Genomic DNA, 17,106 nt, shown 5'->3' with positions numbered 1-17,106 from the left:
CATGCTCCGCCCGCCACGGGCCCTGACCACCGTGCTCGCGCTTGCCGCGATGGCGCCGGTGGTCGGGGCACCGGGGGTGCAGGCCCAGCAGGCCGCCGTCCCTGCCCCCGTATCCCCGACCGCCTCCCCTGCCCCGACCCAGATCGAGGCCCGTTTCCAGCAGGCCTTGGCCGCCCTCGCCGGTGGCCAGCCCGGGGCCGCGGTGCGCCTCCTGCGCGGCTTGCTTGCCGTCGATCCCGGCCTGCTCCGCGTGCGCCTCGAGCTGGCGCGCGCGCTCTTCGAGGCCGGCGAATATGCCCAATCGCGCGAGCAGTTCCGCATCGTGCTCTCCAGCCCCGACCTGCCCCCGGCTGTGCGCGCCAACGTGCTCCGCTTCCTGCGCGCCATCGATGAACGCCAGGGGCTGCGCAGCCGTTTCTCCTTTGCTCTGCGCGCCCCCGCGGGGGCCGGACGCAGTTACGACAGCGACGAGATCGTGACCGATTTCGGCTCCGGTCCCGTGGTTCTGACGATGGACCGCGACGAGGCACCGCTCACCGGGCTCGAGCTTTCGGGCGCGCTCCGCAAGCAATGGCCGCTGCACGCCCGCCAGGGCGGCGCCCGGCTGACCGGCTACCTGCAGGCCGAGGGCGATCTCTACCAGACCTCCGGAAGTGACTGGGACGAGCTCGGCGCCGATCTCAGCGCCGGCCTGCAGCTCACATGGCCGCAGACCACCGCCTGGGCCGAGGCCATCGCCGGGACCGACTACTTCGGCGGCGACAAGCTCGAGGACCGTCTCGGCATCGGGGCCGGCGTCAGCTGGCGCACCGCCTCGGGTCTCACCACCACGCTCGAGGCCGAATGGCTCGACGTCGATCTCGAGCGCTATCCGGGTATCGACGTGCAGCGCGCCAGCGCCAAGCTCACGGTGATCCGCCCGCTGCGCGGCCGCGCCCAGATCGGCGGCAGCCTGTCGCTGCAGCACCAGGAGGCAGAGCGCGACGACCTCTCCTACGACTACGCCGAGCTGCGCCTCGCCGGCCGGGTCGAGGTGGGCGGCGGTTTTCTGCTGGAGCCCTCCGCCTATGCTGCCGCTTACGACCAGATCGGCGCGAACCCGATACTCGGCGAGGCCCGCCACGAGACCGAATACGGGCTCGAGCTGCGGGTCGACAAGACCGACACCTTCCTCTTCGGTCGGCTCACCCCCTACGTGCAGATCGAGGCGGCGCGGCGCGAAAGCACTTTCGACGCCTACAGCTACCGCGACCTGCGGCTCAGTGCCGGGTTGACCAGCGCCTTCTGACCGCGGCCCGCTCAGTCCGGAGGGGCCGCGCCCCCACTACCCCGCGACTGCCTTCATCCAGGCGCTCATCTCGCGCAGCCGGTCTTCGGCGGCGCTGCCGAAGCCGATGGCGTGCAGGTAGTCGCGCACCAGCCCCTTGCCGGAATCGACCTCCACCGCGACCCCGGCGGACCGAAGCGCCTCGGCATAGGCGATGCCGCTGTCACGCAGCGGGTCGTGCTCGGCCAGCGCCAGGTAGGCCTGCGGCAACCCTGCGTGATCCCGCGCCAGCAAGGGCGAGATCAGCGGATCGCTCAGGCGCCGCGTGGTGTCGGGGCAATATTGCGCATGCGCCGACAAAAGCTGCGCCAGCGTCCAGAGCGGGCCTTCGGCATATTCCGTGCAGGAGGGCCGCGTCGTGTCGAAATCGCAGACCGGGTAGATCAGCAGCTGCGCCGACAGCTTCACCCCGGCATCGCGGCAGATCAGCGTTGCGGCGGCGGCAAGGTTGGCCCCCGCCCCGTCGCCGCCGATCGACAGCCGCTCCGGGTCCAGCCCCAGCGTCCCGGCATGATCGCGCGCCCAGCCGAGCACCGCCGGTATCTGCTCCAGCGCCGCGGGATAGGTCTGTTCGGGCGCCAGCGCGTAATCCACCGAGATCACCAGATGCCCGGACCAGGCGGCGAGCCGCGCGGTGATGTTCCAATGCGTCTCTGGGCTGCCCTGCCGCCAGGCACCGCCGTGCAGGAACACCATCCCCGGCAGCGGCTCGGTGCCCGGGGGGCGGAACAGCCGCACCCGCACGGGCCCGCGGTCCGTGTCAATCCAATGCTCCTCGTCGGTCTCCACCCCCTCGGGGCTCGGCAGCCGCAACGAGCGCGAGACGGATTCGAAATGTAGCCGCCGCGTCGCCGCATCGCCTTCGGTCGGCAGCGTCGCCCAGGTGGCGTCCCAGGTCTCGCGGAAGCGGTAGATGTCGGGATGGATGGCCCGCGCCTCGGCGATCGGCTTGGTCGAGGCCTCCTCGACGGACAGCCCCGGCTTCATCACGAAGCGCAGCAGCATGTCGCCGACGTGGCGGCGCAGTTGTTGCTGCCCCTTGGGCTCGAAGAGCGCGGTGCCGAAGAGGCTGGAAAAGGTCGCGCGGTTGGCGACGTTGAAGATCGCCAGTGCCGAGATGTGCCAATGCAGCTCGATCGCGGTGAGCCCGCGGCGGAACAGCCCCTCGGTGCAGCCGCGCTGGTAGATCTCGTCGAGCAGCCGGATGGCCGAGATGTTCTGGCCCGACAGATCGGCCGCCTTCTTCATGTGGCGCGCCTTGTGCATGTTCTCGACCATCACCAGCCGCACAAAATCCTCGTGCGACGCATGATGGTCGAAGGTGAATTCCGCCAGCCTCCGCAGCGCCTCGACCGGGTGCAGGCTGGCCAGTTCCAGCTCGTCCTCGGCCGCCCGCATCTGCGCATAGGCATCCTCGAGCACCGCGCGGTAGAGCCCTTCCTTGTCGCCGAAGTAATAATAGATCATCCGCTTGGAGGTCTCGGTGCCCGCCGCGATCTCGTCGATCTTCGCCCCGGTCAGCCCATGCGCCACGAAGGCCTTGCGGGCCACCTCGAGGATGTTCGCCCGCACCGCTTCGGGATTCTGCTTCCAGTGGCGACGTGCCGCCCCAGTGTCGTCGGATGCCGGACCGGAATTCGTCACGATGCTCTCCTCCATGTAATCACTCCGCTCGAAAACTTCGGGAGCCGCGCCCGCCTCTCGACCGCTCCGGCGCCGCGCCCCGAGACAATCCTCGAGACATGCAAATGCCGATGCGTGTGACGCCGCCCCGTACCCGCGCCGCAAGGCGCCAAAAAAAATTCTTAATTAAACAGATCGTTCAAAATCATCACGGCCTTCGGACGGGCGCCGACGACCGAAACCGGCACGACCCCTGCCCTATGTCCAATGACACGTCCCACGGTATAGTGATTTGCGAGCCACGTCACGACCCGAGGTGGCCCTGCCGTGTCAAAGGAACTCCGGCGAACATTGTTGCACCGCCGGACCGTCGGGATTTGTCCAACACCGCCCGAGACTTGGGCGCCACGCGTCGGGATAGGCCAAAATGCGGCGCCCTTGCGCTCCCGAACCGGCCCCCCTGCCCTATTGGACCGGGCGCCGTTCATCCTCGAGCGCCGCCTTGCCGGACAGCGCCCAGCGAGTCAGCGGCCACGAGAGCCCGATCAACACCAGCCCGGCGATCGCGCTGCCAAAGAAGAGCTGGTTGAACAGGCCGGGCAGCGCCGAGGGGCTCTCGGTGTCCATGCCCGCCGCGAGCAGCCCCGCGAGCAGGTTGCCGAGCGAGGCGGCGAGGAACCAAAAGCCCATCATCTGGCTGACGAACCGCTCGGGTGCGAGCCGCGAGAAGGTCGATAGCCCCACCGGACTCAGCAGCAACTCGGCGCAGGTGTGGATGAAGAAGGTGCCGACGAGGAACAGCGCCGAGACCTTGGCCCCGGTCATCGCGATCTGCGCCGCCGGCACGAGGATCCAAAAGCCCAGCCCCACCAGCACCAGCGCCAGCCCGAACTTGACGAAGACCGAGATCTTCCAGCCCCTGTCCTGCGCCCGGGTCCAGAACCAGGCAAACAGCGGCGTCAGCAGGATGATGAACGCCGGGTTGAGGTTCTGGAACCACGAGGCGGGCACCTCGAAGCCCAGAAGGTCGCGGCGGGTCAGCTCTGCGGCGAAGATCGACAACGACGAGCCGGCCTGCTCGAAGCGCGACCAGAAGACTGCTGCGGCGACGAAGAGCACGGCGAGCACGATCATCCGCTTCCTCTCGTCCTTCGACAGGTCCCCGGCGATGTAGATGTTGAGAAAGAAGCCCACCGCCACGGTCACGATCAGCACGCCGGTCGCCTGCGCCACCCCCGCCGCGCTGGTCACCTCGATCACCCCGGTGCCAATGAGCAGCGCCAGGATCACCACCACGGCGCCGGTGATCCCGAGGCTCACCCGGCGGTCGCGCCGGTGCGTCGCCGCATCCACCATCTTGGGCGGCGGCCGCTCGCCCTTGCCGCGCAGCGAGCGCCGACCGGCATAGAGGAAATTGAGCAGCCCGATCGCCATGGCCACCGCCGCGGCGCCGAAGCCCCAGTGCCAGCCCCAGACCTCGCCGAGATAGCCCGCGACGAAGCCGCCGAGGATCGCGCCGACGTTGATGCCCATGTAGAAGAACGAAAAGCCCGCATCGCGCCCGCCGACGTCCTCCTTGGGGTAGAGCTCGCCGACCATGGTCGAGATATTGGGCTTCAGCAGCCCCGTCCCCAGCGCGATACACGACAGCCCTGCAAGGAATACCCAAGCGGTTGCGCCCGAGATCGCGAGCAGGATGTGCCCGACAATGATCACCACGCCGCCCGCCGCCACCGCCTTGCGCGCGCCCCAGAACCGGTCTGCCACCCAGCCGCCCGGCAAGGCGAGGATGTAGACCGCTGCCGTGTAGATGCCGTAGATCGCCACCGCTTCTGCGGTGTCCAGACCCATCCCGCCGGTCTCCACCGCATCGACGAGATACAGCACGAGGATGGCCCGCATGCCGTAGAAGCTGAAACGTTCCCACATCTCGACGAGGAAGAGCGCGGGCAATCCGGCGGGGTATCTGGACAATCTGGACATCAAGGGCCCTCGATGCAGTCAATCTTTCATTGATAGCGCGATTTTCCCTTCGGCGGGTGAGATTTGGCGGCAACTCGCCTCCTGCGAGCGGCGGCTTGCCGACGCGGTGCCCGGGACTGAGACAGATATTTAACATAATACTAATATAGGTCCTTTGCAGAGACCCGCTGTCCCCGCGGGGACAGGGTCGCGAGCGCGGCAGCCATACGCCCTCAGCAAGGCTGTCCCCGCGGGGACAGATGCGCAGCTGGCCATGGCATTACCCCGGGGTGTCCCCGCGGGGACACGTTCGATGCGACACCCGCAGGCAGGTCCGCACGCATGCAAAAGCGCCTGTCCCCGCGGGGACAGCTTTGATGCAACATCCGCAGGCAGGTCTTCCGCCATTCAAAAGTCCCTGTCCCCGCGGGGACAGGGACACAAACGCGGCGCCCACCCGCCCTCGGCAAGGCTGTCCCCGCGGGGACAGATGCGCGGCTGGCCGTGGCGATATCCCGGCGTGTCCCCGCGGGGACAGCGTCGGTGCGGCGCCCGCATGCTGGACAGCGGGCACGAAAAAGCCCCTGTCCCGGCGGGGACAGGGGCGCGGCCCTGCTGGCGATGTGCCGCGTCAGTCGTCGAGCGCTGCCATGAAGGCAGCAACTGCGGCCTCGAGCCGGTGGCGGTCGATGCTGGAGAAATCGCGCTCCATGGCCAGCTCGACCTTGCCGTCGCGCGCCGCGCAGCGGACTGTTCCCGCGGGGACAGTACAGCGCAAGGTGGTCTTGGCCGCGGCATTGGCCGAGCTGCCCTTCGGTTTCGGGCCGGCCTTGGGCGCGCTCTTCAGGGCGTCGGCGAGCCGTGCGACCTCGTAATCGGACGAGACCTCGCCCTGCCCCGACAGCATCTCGCGCAGCCCGTCGGTGAAGCCCTCCTCGTCGCCCATGCGCTTGACCAGGTCGAGACCCAGCTTGCGCGGGATCGCCTCGGCGTGGTGCAGATCGTCGCCCAGCTCCTCGAGCAGCGTGGCGAAATGGCGGATGTAGCTGCGCTTCTGCCGTCCGGCAGAGGCGTAGAGCAGGGTGATCGACTCTTCGATGTCGGTGGTCTCGGTGTTGGGATCGCGGGCGAAGCTGAGCGCCAGCTGCGCCATCTCGGCAAAGGAGATGCCGCGGCGCACAAGGTTCTCGTCGACCATCTTGCGATAGAGGCCGACCAGCGCCTCGCCCGAGGCAACTAGCCCCGCGGGGATGCGGGCATAGGCCTCGTCGCCGGTCTCGGCATAGAGCTCGCGGTAGGCCGACAGACGCCGGAAGCCCTGGACCAGCTCGTAGTGGTCGTCCACCGGCTCGACCCGGATCGGGTTCGACAGGCCGACCTCGCGGATCGAGGCCTTCAGCTCCTCGATCTCTGGGTCGGGCCCGGCGGCGCGGTCGCGGGTCAGCTTGGTGGTCAGCACCGCGTCGATCGGTACGAGATCGGTGATCAGCCCGGCGCGCTTCAGCCGGACGTAATCATGCGCAAGCCGGTCGTTCTCTTCGCGGATGGCGCGCTCGGCCTCGGCGCGGTCACGCAGCGCCTCGGCGTTTTCCGAGATCGCCGCCGCCATCGGCCCCCGCCGGGACGCGCCCGGCTTGGCCCGGCCGCCGCCGGTGTAATAGCCCTCGGGGCCGCGCGGAAACTCTTCCTCCGCCGGCGCCTCCGTCCCCGCGGGGAAGTCGATGTCGAAACCGCGTCGCTTGCTCATGCCTCATCCTCCAGCTTGTCCCAGGCCGCCTGGACATGGGTGCGGAATTCCTCGTAGGCGCGATCGAAGGAGGCGCGCGCCCGGCGCCAGGTTTCCCGCGTCATCTCGCGGTAGTCGATCTCGTAGATCGAGCTCAGGAAGCGCCCGGACTGTTCGACCGCGCGGGTCATCTCGATCGGGTGCTCGGTCATTCTTTCATCCCAGACCTTCTGGAAGGCTTGACGCATCGCGCGGTGCAGCTCGTTGCCGGTCTCGTAGCGCGTGAGCAAGAAGCGCACGTCGAGAAACGCCTTGGGCAAAGTGAGCGTCCCCGCGGGGACAACCCCCTCGAAGCCCGACAGATCGCCGAGCGCCTCGGAGAGCTGGCCGATGAAGGAGGTGGTGGAGTCGTACTCCCAGTAGCCCGGCCCCGAGGGGATATAGAGCATGTCGGCGGCGAAGACCGCGTTCATGCTCTGGTAGCCGATGGCGGGCGGGCAGTCGAAGATCACCAGGTCGTAGGCGTCGGGCGGCAGGCTGTCGAGATAGCGGCTGACCGCGGCGAAGAAGGACCACTCGGGGTTGAGGTGCCGGTACTGCGCGCTGGCGAACTCGACGAAGGCGGCGTTGGCGCAGCTGGGGATGACATCGATCGTCGGCCAGGAGGTCGGCTTGATGAAGTCGGCAGCGCGCAGGTCGCGCAGGCCCATGGAGGTGATCGCCTCGGGCAGCTTGCGCTGGGGCAGGGCGGAGCCGCTCTCGGCCCCGCGGGTTGCGGCGTTCATCCGCTCGGTCTCGCGGATCAGGTCGCGGGCCATGATGCCCCAGACGGTGTATTCCTCGGTGACGTCCGAAAGGCCCATGGAGTGGCTGAGCGTCGCCTGCGGGTCGAAGTCGACGCAGAGCACCCGGTAGCCGTCAAGCGCGGCGGCATGGGCGAAATGAAGCGCCACCGTGGATTTGCCGGCACCACCCTTGAAGTTGGAAATGGCGACGCGGAAGGCCCGCTTCTTCGCCGGGCGGTAGGGCATCAGGCTCTTGCGGTTGACCTTCAGCTTGCGGCGGATCTCGTTGATCTCTTCGAGCGAGTACCAGCGCTGGCGGCCGTCCTCTTCCACCAGGCCCTGCGGCAGGTGCGGGTCGGCGGCCATGCGTCCCCGCAGAGTGGACTGGTTGACCTGCAGGATCAGCTCGGCGACCTCCCAGCTCGAGAAGCGGCGCAGGGTCTTTTCCATCTCGGGCGAGAAGGTCTGCTGCCGGATCCATCCCTGCATCTTCAGCGATTGCGCCTGCAGCCGCGCAAGGTCTTCATGTGTAAACATCCTGCCTCCTGTCCCCGCGGGGACACCTTATAGTGTCGCGCCACTGCGGGCGCTTTGCCTCTGTCCCCGCGGGGACACTCTGCCGTTTCTGTCCCCGCGGGGACGCCGGACCGTGGGGCTGTCCCCGCGGGGACACCCTCTCGGCTTCTGCCCGGGGCCGCGCTCCGAAACCACCCTGTCCCCGCGGGGACAGGCTTTCCGAAAACGCGGGACGCTAATTTCCGATGGGCTGGAATTTACGCCGAATTTGCAATCAAGGCAAAAGCTAATACTCTGGAAACGCGTGATCAGCGAAATTGCGTGGCTTTTGGGTCGGTCCCCGCCGCAGCGCCCGTCCCCACAGGGCGCCGCGCGAGTCGCAAGGGTCGGAACCGATTCGGGAAATTCGCCGCGCACCCTGGGGAGAGGGACCGAATAATGGGGGACACGATCTGGCCTCCCGCTACATATTGGGGGACATTTTTGCCTCAATAGGGGACATCCTGCATGTCCCCCCATACCAGAATACCCATTTTTTCATTCTGAAATGCGAAGAGGGGCAGACCCGTCCTCGCCCGCCGCTTGACAGAATCGAGAAACCGGACGCAAATAGCCCAAGGTTGGGAAAGAGCGTTGGGTTTGACCGAAAGTGGCCCCGCGCTTTCCCCGCCACCGACGCAACGGGCCAGCAGAGCCCGGAACCACAGAGGCACCGCGTACAGGCGGGGACAGAGCGAGGGGCAGCGACATGCTTGCCACGAAAGCGGTCGGGCGCAATGCCTCGGCCCTAAAATATGATTTGCTCACCGTGATGGGGGCCTTTGCGCTGGCGCAGGAGAAGGGCCGGCAGGTGCTGGTTCTGCGGCTGATGACGCTGATCACCGCCCGCTACAACTGGGCGCGCGACGAGCTCGCCGTCGGGCAGCGCGAGATTGCCCGGCTTTGGATGGTGGATGAGCGCACGGTCAAACGCGAGATGGCCAAGCTGCGCGCCATGGGCTGGCTGCGGGTCAAGCGGCAGGGCGCCCGGGGCAGGGTCAGCGAATATTCCCTCGCCATCGAGCGCATCCTCGAGGACAGCCGCGACCGCTGGGGCGACGTCGGGCCGGACTTCGAACAGAGGCTCTCGGGCAGCGAGCCGGACGAGAAGATCGTGCCCCTCCCGATCAAGGGAAAAATTCCCGCGCCGGATCTCACCGACGATTCCGACTGGGGCTTGGCCAAGGCTATCCTGCACGAGGAGGATCCGGCGCTCTATGCCGCCTGGTTCGCCGCGCTCGAGCGGCGCGAGAGGGCAGGGGGGCGGCTCGTGCTGGGCGCGCCGACACGCTTTCATGCCAGCTATGTCGCCGGCCATCTCGGGGCGCGGCTGCTGAGAGTCTGTCGCGGCGTAGATGCGGGCATCGACGAGGTGCAGGTCATCGCCTGACCCACCGGTCCAGCGGCCGTTCGGGACCCTGTCGTAGCTGCGCAAAGAACCGCCGATTCACAGGCCACAGTTGACGCTTTCTCTCGGGCAGAGCACTCTGGCTGGGCATTTGAATTTCGCATTTTGAAAATCCCTATTTCGGAGGCAGGTCATGCCCACGACGCAGTCAACGCCGTCGCTTGTCGGCTTTCCCGAGGTCAGCTTTTCGGCCAGCCTGTTCGCCGGCCTGACCGAAGCCGAAAATCTAAGCATTGACAGTGGGTTCGCGGTTGTTTCGAACCCACACGCCTCGGGCGGACGCTACCTGCAGGCGACCGCCGCGACGTCGCGCGCGGGGGGCGTTTTCGAAGGTCCGGTCGGGCTCTACGACATCAACCTGAGCTATTTCGACGAGACCGACGGGGTCTCTCACATGGAGGTGCTGGTGAATGGCGCGGTGGTCGTGGCCTTTGACTGGGACGCGACCGGCGGGGATGCCATCGTCACCAAGGCCTCGGCGGCGGTGACTTCGATCGCCGGGCTGGTGCTGGCGCCGGGCGATGTGATCGAGCTGCGCGGCATGGCGGACGGCGGTGAACCTCTGCGCACCGATGCGATCGAGATCCTCGCCAGTGCAACGCCGGCGGTGGGCGAGAGCTTTGTCATCGAGGCCGAGGATCTGCAGATCCTGTCGGGCTTCAGCATCGCCAGCAACGGCGCCGCCTCGGGCGACCAGACCCTGCAGCACGTGGGCGGTGGTACCGCGCGGGCAAGCTACACCGTGCAGCAGGCGGGGAGTTTCGATCTGGCCATCGGCTATTTCGACGAGACCGACGGCGCGTCATGGATGCAGGTGCTGGTCAATGGCACCGTCGTGGCGGACTGGGCCTGGGATGCGACCGGCGGCGCGGCGATCGCCAGCACCGCCAGCAAGGCCAGCGAGGTGATCGAGGGGCTCGCGCTGGGGCTCGGCGACGTGATCGAGCTGCGCGGCCAAGGCGACGGCGGCGAGCCGCTGCGGGTCGACTACCTGGAGTTCACCGCGGTGGCGAATGGGCCGAACGGGCCGACCCCGCCGCAGGGGACGCTGGATCTCTGGTACACGCGAGGCGCCGAAGTCTATGTCGCGCTCAATGACGGCAGCGGCGCCTTCACCGAGGTCGACACCGGTCTCGCGGCTGGCGGCTCGCTGCGCGCCGTGGATATGGACGGCGACGGCGATCTCGATTTCCTGCGCGTCGAGGTGGCCGACCCGTTCCCGCTGCCCGATCCCTCCAGCTACACCGACGACTTCGAGTTTGTCGTCGAAACCACGGTCTATGAGAACGACGGCAGCGGCGGCTTCAGCGTCGTGGCCACCGACACCACCAGCTACTGGACCGGAGTCTATGGCTGGCCCGCCGAGGATGTCAGGCGGGCGTGGCAGATCCTGGAGGTGGGCGAGGCCGGTGACATTGATGGCGACGGCGACGTGGATTTCGTCGGGGCGTCGTGGCTTGGCAACGAGCTGCTGCTCTTCGACAATAACGGCGACGACAGCTTCAGCCTGTCGGTGCTGCCGATCCCGTCGGAGCATTTCTTCGCTGGCGAACTCAGCGAGGGCGGCAACTACATCCGGCTGGCCGACATGAACGACGACGGGTTGCTCGACCTCCTGCTCAGCGTTGCCTGGGAGACCAGCTCGACGCAGGTGATTATCAACGACGGTGCCGGGAACTTCGACTGGGTCGGTAGGTATGGCGGCAGTGACGATGGCAACAGCACCGAGATTCCCGCCGATCTCGACGGGGACGGCGATCTTGACGTGCTCTACGTGGCGATCAGCGACGGCGGCGGCATCAACACCTATATCAACGACGGGACCGGGGCGAGCGACAGCTACGGACCATGGTTCCCCAAGGGCGAGCTGAACGGCATCGGTGGGCTGCAGATCGCCGATTTCGACGGGGATGGCGCGCTGGAGATGGTCAATGCCAGCATCCAGAGCAGCTCCGAGGATCTCGACCCCGGGCTGCGGGTGTTCGAGTTCCCGGTCGAGGACGGGATGATAGACATCGTGGTCGACAAGCTCGATCCGAGCATCGTCGGGCAGATCACGGCGCAGGGGGATTTCGACGGCGATGGCGACATCGACCTGATCCTCCGCGCCAGTGGCACCCCGATTGGCGCGGCGCCCTATCTGCTGCTCAACGATGGAAACGCCAATTTCACCGCCGTTCCGACCGGCCTGGCGGACTTCGACGAAACCTATGGCTGGCAACGGGCGGGCGAGTTCGCAGAGCTTCTCGTCGCCTGATGCCCTACCGACACCGGATGCGGGGGCCCGGTTGCGGAACCGGGACCACGCGGGGACGGGGGCACCGCACCCCCGGGAGCCGGTCGCGCCATGGCGCGGCCGGTATCTCTTCACGGTCTCTCTTCACGGGGCAGGGGAGGCGTCGCGGCCGCCGGGCCAGGGGCCCGCGGTCAGTGCCCGCCGGGCATCGTCGGCGGGATCGCTGGCGGGCGGCGAACGAAGAAGCTCGCGCCGATCATCAGCAGCGAGATCAGCCCGCCGGTGAGGAAGCCCGCGCGCACCCCGGCGGCGGTGGCGTCCACCAGTTCGGCCCCCGCGGCCATCTCGGTGCCGATGCGGATCGACATGATCGACACGAAGAGCGCGATGCCCGCCGCGCCGGCCACCTGCTGCACCGTGCCGATCACCGCCGAGCCGTAGGAGTAGAGATCCTTGGGCAGCGAGCCGAGCGAAGAGGTGAAAAGCGGCGTGAAGAGCAGCGCGAGGCCGATGCTGAGCAGCAGGTGGCAGGCCAGCACCTGCCAGATTGCGCTGCCGGTGCCGAGCAGGGACATCGAGCCGAGCCCGAGGCAGACCAGCACCGATCCCGGGATCACCAGCTTGCGCGCGCCGATCCGGTCGAAGGTGCGTCCGACCCAGGGCGCCATGAGCCCCATCGCCAGCCCGCCCGGCAGCAACAGGAGACCGGCCTCGAGCGGTTCCATCCCCAGCACGTTCTGCATGTAGATCGGCAGCAGGATGATCATCCCGAAGAGCGACATCATGCAAAAGGCCATCATCACCACGGCGACGCTGAACACCCGCACCCGGAAAGTGCGCAGATCGAGCAGGGCCCGTCCCTGCGGGGCGAGGCGGATCTGCCGCGCGATGAACAGCGCCAGCGCCACGAAGCCCACCGCCAGCGGCGCCCAGAACGGCACGGCGCCGCCGCTGCCGTGGCCTTCGCCCAGGGTCGAGAGCCCGTAGACAAGCCCGCCGAAGGCCAGCGCCGAGAGCGGCACCGAGATCAGGTCGAGCGGGGCCTTGCGCGGCTCGGTGACGTTCTGCAGCCGGGCATAGCCGAGCGCCAGCGCGCCGAGCCCGATGGGCAGCACCAGCCAGAACATCCAGCGCCAGTCCAGCACATTGAGGATGATGCCGGAGATCGTCGGCCCGATGGCCGGGGCCACCGAGATGACGATCGAGATATTGCCCATGGTCTTGCCGCGGCTCTCGGGCGGCACCAGCGTCATCACCGTGGTCATCAGCAGCGGCATCATGATCGCCGTGCCGCAGGCCTGCACCACGCGGCCGAAGATCAGCATGGCGAGCCCCGGCGAGAGCGCGCAGATCAGAGTGCCGGTGCTGAAAAGACCCATCGCCATGGTGAAGACCGTGCGCGTGTGCAGCCTCTGCAGCAGGAATCCGGTGATCGGGATCACCACCGCCATGGTCAGCAGGAAGGCCGTGGTCAGCCATTGCGCGGCATTGGCGGTGACGTCCAGATCCTTCATGAGCCGGGGCAGGGCGACGCCCATGATCGTCTCGTTGAGGATCACGGTAAAGGCCGAGACCAGCAGCAGCAGGATGACAAGGCGGTTGCGCGCGGCGAGGTCGGGATCGGAAACGGGGTCCGCTCCACCGGCGGAAACGGGGGAACTCTGCATGGTGATGATCTCTGGTGACAGGGGAGGGGCGGGCGGAAATGGCCGGGCACCCTTGGGGAACCCCTGCTTGGTAGGCGGCACCGGCGGGCCTTGCAAGGCGCAATCGACCCGCGCCCGCCGCACCGGCGCGGCGGCGCCGGACGGCAAGGGAAAACCGGGGCTTTGTCAGGTTGTTGACGCGCGACGATACCCATGGGTGACTTCCTGTAATCAGGCGGTCAGTTTTGCGGCATAGCCAGCCCAGAGGCCGAACGCATCTGACCTCGCATGGCGATAGGATCTGGCGGATAGGCGGTGGCGTTTGGGGCGGATCAAGTTAGCGATCTGATCGTGGACGGATAGAAACCGCTGTGCCTGACGCGGCGATTTGAAACGGCCCATGATCTTCTCGCGCCGCCGCGTGTGCCGATGGGACGCCTCGCTCCTCTTGTTTAACCCTTTGTGCTGACGATGTTCTACGTCGGGTGCGATCTGTTCCTTGGCGGCGCCGTAAGATCGCAGTTTTATCCGTCACCAGGACACGGGGCTGGCCCCACCGTTTCATGAGTTTCCGCAAAAAGCGGAGGGCTGCGGCCTTGTTGCGGCGCGACTGGATCAGGAATTCGAGCACATCGCCCTTGGCGTCAACGGCCCGCCAAAGCCAGTGGCTCCGGCCCTTGATCCGGATCACGACTTCATCGAGATGCCATTTATCCGCCGGCGCTGAACGGTCCCGGCGGATCTTTGCGGCAAACTGATGCCCCAACCGGTTCGCCCAGTCACGGATCGTCTCGTACGAAACTGAAACGCCGCGTTCCGCCAACAGATCTTCGACGTCGCGCAGGCTCAGAGCAAACCGATGGTAGGCCCAAACCGCGTAACCAATCACGCTCAGTGGAAACCGGAAGCCTTTGATCCGGGACAAATCTTCGATGTTCAGCATGACAGAGAACTACCCAGCTGATGCGGCGTCAACAACCTGACAAAGCCCCGTCGCGCGACCCGTCGTCGACGACGATGACCTCGATCTCGGGCAGGCAGGCCAGACAGGCGCCGATCAGCGCGGCGCGGTTGTAGAGCGGGATGACGACGGAGAGCGCGGGGTTGCTCATCGCGGCGGACCGAGGCTGGGGGTGTCACTGTCCGCGCCGGCGGCGGTGCCGCAGGTGGACAGGGGCCAGACTTCGCGAAAGTCCTTGCGATTTAGTTAAAATATCCGGGGTGGGCGCTGCCAGATGCCGAGGAGAGAGCTCCGCGCCCCGCAGGGCGCGGAGTATCGTTGTCCGCAGGGCCGGCTCAGCCGACGGTGGCGGTCACGATGAATTCGACGAAATAGTCGGGGGTCGCGAGCTTGGCTTCGCCGGTGGCGCGGGCCGGCGGGTTCGCGGGGTCGACCCAGGCGTCCCAGACGGCGTTCATCGCGGCGAAATCTGCCATGTCGGCCAGCCAGATCGTGGTGGTCAGCAGGCGCGACTTGTCCGAGCCGGCCTCGGCCAGCAGCCGGTCGATCGAGGCGAGCGCGTCCTTGCACTGCGCGGTGACATCCGCGCCTTCGCCGACCTGGCCAGCGAGGTAGACGATGCCGTTGTGCACGACGGCCTGGCTCATGCGGGCGCCGGGTTCGATGCGGGTGATGGTCATGAAACGTCCTTTCAAGGGGCGGCGGGCATCGTTCTGGAGACCCTGCCGCGGGCCAAGATGCGCGCGGGCGGGCAGGAGCTGCCCCGCGCCATCGGCCCCAGTTAGACCGCCGCGCCTGACCGCATCAAGGTCTGTCGGCCCGGTCAAACCAGGGCGGCCTGCACCGAGTAGCCCAGCCAGCCGATGGGATCGCGCGGCAGCCGCAGGCGATGATCCCAAGTTATGGACTGAGGCCCGCGCCGCCCCGGGAAGTGTCAAAAACCCAGGCCCCCCAAAAGCTTGCGCAACGGCGCTTCGGAAGGGCCTCCCGAGGCGCCCTTCGTGACGCGACGAAACCCCTGCGGGCTTTTCCTATTTGATCATAAAATGATCGACACAGAGCAAAAACTGACCGAACCTTGAGCAATCGCGCCTCGTGACGCTGCGAAGCCTGTTTGAACCGACCTCGGGGTGGGGAGATTGGCGGCAGCGGCGCCGGAGCGCGCAGCGAGAGACCAAGAAACTTCAGGGAGACGACCATGACCCGACATACCCCGTCGCGGACCATGCGCATCGGTGCAGCACTGCTGACCGCCGCGCTGCTGTCCAGCACCGCGCTGACCGCGCAGGCCGAGACGCCGCCGAACATGCTGGTGATCGCGCAGCGCATCGACGACGTAAAGACCATGGACCCGGCCGAGAGCTTCGAGTTCACCGGCTCCGACATCAGCCGCAACGTTTACGAGAACCTGGTCGACTTCGACCCGATGGATCTCGACGCCGGCTTCCAGCCCGCGCTGGCGGAAAGCTGGGAAGTGTCCGAGGATGGCACCCAGATCACCTTCACCATGGCCGATGGCCACGTCTTTGCCTCGGGCAACCCGGTGACGGCGAAGGACGCCGAGTTCTCGCTGCGCCGGGCGGTGCTGCTGAACAAGACCCCGTCCTTCATCCTGACCCAGTTCGGCTTCACGCCGGAAAACGTCGAAGAGACCATCGTTGCACCCGACGAGAAGACCCTCGTGCTGAAGCTCGACAAGGCCTATGCCGTGTCCTTCGTGCTGAACTGCCTTGCGGCGACCATCGGCGGCATCGTCGACATGGAAACCGTCATGGCCAACGAGCAGGACGGCGACATGGGCAACGCCTGGCTGCGGGACAACACCGCAGGGTCTGGCCCCTACAAGCTGGCGTCCTGGAAGCCCGACGAGAGCTACACGCTGGATCTGAACCCCGAGTACACCGGCGACGCGCCCGCGATGAAGCGCGTGATCGTGCAGCACATCCAGGAGAGCGCCACCCAGCGTCTGCAGCTCGAGCGCGGTGACGTCGACATCGCCCGCAACCTCTCGCCCGAGGATGTGGCCGGTCTCGAAGGCGTCGACAGCGTCAAGGTGGTCGACGAGCTGCGCGGCCGCCTGATGTATTGGTCCGCCAACCAGAAGAACGAGTACCTGTCGAACCCGAAGGTGCTCGAGGCGATGAAGTTCGCCACCGATTACACCGGGATGCAGGACAGCTTCCTGAAGGGCCAGTACATCAACCACCAGGCCTTCCTGCCGAAGACGTTCATGGGCGCGGTCGACGATCTGCCCTACAGCTTCGACGTGGAGAAGGCCAAGGCGCTGCTCGAAGAGGCGGGCTACCCGGATGGCTTCGACATCACCATCAACGTGCGTGATGCGCAGGACCGGATCGACATCGGCCAGTCGCTGCAGAACACCTGGGGCCAAATCGGCATCAACGTCGAGATGATCGTGGGCACCGGCGCGCAGACGCTGGACACCTACCGCGCCCGCGAGCATGACATCTATCTCGGTGCCTGGGGCCCGGACTATCCCGACCCCAACACCAACGCCGGCACCTTCGCCTACAACCCCGACAACTCGGATGAGGCAGGCGCGACCGGCCTGCTGGCCTGGCGCAACGCCTGGGATCTGCCGAAGATGAGTGAAGAGACGCTCGCGGCCGTGGTCGAGCAGGACAGCGAGAAGCGCGCGGAGATGTACCGCGAGCTACAGCGCGAGTTCATGAAGACCAGCCCCTTCGGCATCATGTTCCAGCAGATCGAGCAGAACGCGATGCAGGACGGCGTCGAGCACTTCGTGGCAGGTGGCGCAACCACCGCGGTCTCTTACTGGGTCGTGACGAAGTAAGCCCGTGAGCCAGTCTGCAACCAACACCGGAGGAGGGCGCGCTGCGTCCTCCTTTCCGCCAA

General features: G+C 66.9%; 12 protein-coding genes and 1 pseudogene. 4 read left to right on the top strand and 9 right to left on the bottom strand.

Annotation, left to right across the window (positions count from 1 at the left end):
* The first annotated feature begins 1 nt into the window (after window position 1).
* On the top strand, window positions 2–1,288 hold the full coding sequence (locus G0D83_RS17155; RefSeq protein ID WP_164195983.1) for a surface lipoprotein assembly modifier: 1,287 nt from the start codon (window positions 2–4) through the stop codon (window positions 1,286–1,288).
* Window positions 1,289–1,324: 36 nt separating this feature from the next.
* On the opposite strand, the gene G0D83_RS17150 is transcribed toward G0D83_RS17155, so the two are convergent.
* The 4 genes from G0D83_RS17150 to G0D83_RS17135 all read right to left on the bottom strand — a co-directional run bounded on the left by G0D83_RS17150 (window position 1,325) and on the right by G0D83_RS17135 (window position 7,960).
* Window positions 1,325–2,986, bottom strand: a complete 1,662-nt coding sequence (locus G0D83_RS17150) for an alpha/beta hydrolase fold domain-containing protein (RefSeq protein WP_164195981.1) — start codon at window positions 2,984–2,986, stop codon at window positions 1,325–1,327.
* 429 nt (window positions 2,987–3,415) lie between these two features.
* Window positions 3,416–4,933, bottom strand: coding sequence for a peptide MFS transporter (locus tag G0D83_RS17145; RefSeq protein WP_164195979.1), 1,518 nt, complete (start codon window positions 4,931–4,933; stop codon window positions 3,416–3,418).
* Between the two features lie 610 nt (window positions 4,934–5,543).
* Window positions 5,544–6,659 carry a ParB N-terminal domain-containing protein gene (locus G0D83_RS17140; RefSeq protein WP_164195977.1) on the bottom strand — a complete coding sequence of 372 codons (1,116 nt, stop codon included), beginning with the start codon at window positions 6,657–6,659 and terminating at the stop codon, window positions 5,544–5,546.
* Window positions 6,656–7,960 carry an AAA family ATPase gene (locus G0D83_RS17135; protein ID WP_108970973.1) on the bottom strand — a complete coding sequence of 435 codons (1,305 nt, stop codon included), beginning with the start codon at window positions 7,958–7,960 and terminating at the stop codon, window positions 6,656–6,658. The genes G0D83_RS17140 and G0D83_RS17135 overlap by 4 nt, the downstream gene beginning before the upstream one ends.
* A gap of 727 nt (window positions 7,961–8,687) precedes the next feature.
* Here G0D83_RS17135 and G0D83_RS17130 point away from each other — a divergent pair.
* Together G0D83_RS17130 and G0D83_RS17125 are read left to right on the top strand one after the other, a co-directional pair.
* Window positions 8,688–9,368 carry a hypothetical protein gene (locus tag G0D83_RS17130; protein WP_164195975.1) on the top strand — a complete coding sequence of 227 codons (681 nt, stop codon included), beginning with the start codon at window positions 8,688–8,690 and terminating at the stop codon, window positions 9,366–9,368.
* 151 nt (window positions 9,369–9,519) lie between these two features.
* Entirely contained in the window at window positions 9,520–11,643 is a 2,124-nt protein-coding gene (locus G0D83_RS17125) for an FG-GAP-like repeat-containing protein (RefSeq protein WP_164195973.1), read from the top strand.
* Between the two features lie 170 nt (window positions 11,644–11,813).
* Here G0D83_RS17125 and G0D83_RS17120 read toward each other — a convergent pair whose 3' ends face one another.
* From G0D83_RS17120 to G0D83_RS17105, 5 genes and pseudogenes are all read right to left on the bottom strand, one after another.
* Window positions 11,814–13,289 (bottom strand): MDR family MFS transporter, encoded by a 1,476-nt coding sequence (locus tag G0D83_RS17120; protein WP_164195971.1) that lies wholly within the window; start codon window positions 13,287–13,289, stop codon window positions 11,814–11,816.
* Between the two features lie 210 nt (window positions 13,290–13,499).
* Window positions 13,500–13,760 (bottom strand): DDE-type integrase/transposase/recombinase, encoded by a 261-nt coding sequence (locus G0D83_RS32520; RefSeq protein WP_370457256.1) that lies wholly within the window; start codon window positions 13,758–13,760, stop codon window positions 13,500–13,502.
* Window positions 13,750–14,211: pseudogene (locus G0D83_RS17115) on the bottom strand (IS6 family transposase); the annotation flags it as partial. The gene G0D83_RS32520 and the pseudogene G0D83_RS17115, both read right to left, overlap by 11 nt.
* Before the next feature lie 28 nt (window positions 14,212–14,239).
* Window positions 14,240–14,380 (bottom strand): glycosyltransferase, encoded by a 141-nt coding sequence (locus G0D83_RS17110; protein WP_164195969.1) that lies wholly within the window; start codon window positions 14,378–14,380, stop codon window positions 14,240–14,242.
* A 184-nt stretch (window positions 14,381–14,564) separates the two neighbouring features.
* Window positions 14,565–14,909, bottom strand: a complete 345-nt coding sequence (locus tag G0D83_RS17105) for a RidA family protein (protein ID WP_164195967.1) — start codon at window positions 14,907–14,909, stop codon at window positions 14,565–14,567.
* 518 nt (window positions 14,910–15,427) lie between these two features.
* Here G0D83_RS17105 and G0D83_RS17100 point away from each other — a divergent pair.
* Window positions 15,428–17,044: an ABC transporter substrate-binding protein gene (locus G0D83_RS17100; RefSeq protein ID WP_235939691.1), complete on the top strand. Its 1,617-nt coding sequence runs from the start codon at window positions 15,428–15,430 to the stop codon at window positions 17,042–17,044.
* Window positions 17,045–17,106 lie beyond the last annotated feature (62 nt).

The organism is Salipiger sp. PrR003, from assembly GCF_010500785.1.
GTDB classification, from domain to species: domain Bacteria; phylum Pseudomonadota; class Alphaproteobacteria; order Rhodobacterales; family Rhodobacteraceae; genus Salipiger; species Salipiger pacificus_A.
Note: the sequence above shows the minus strand (reverse complement) of the source record. Positions and strands in the feature narration are given on the sequence as shown.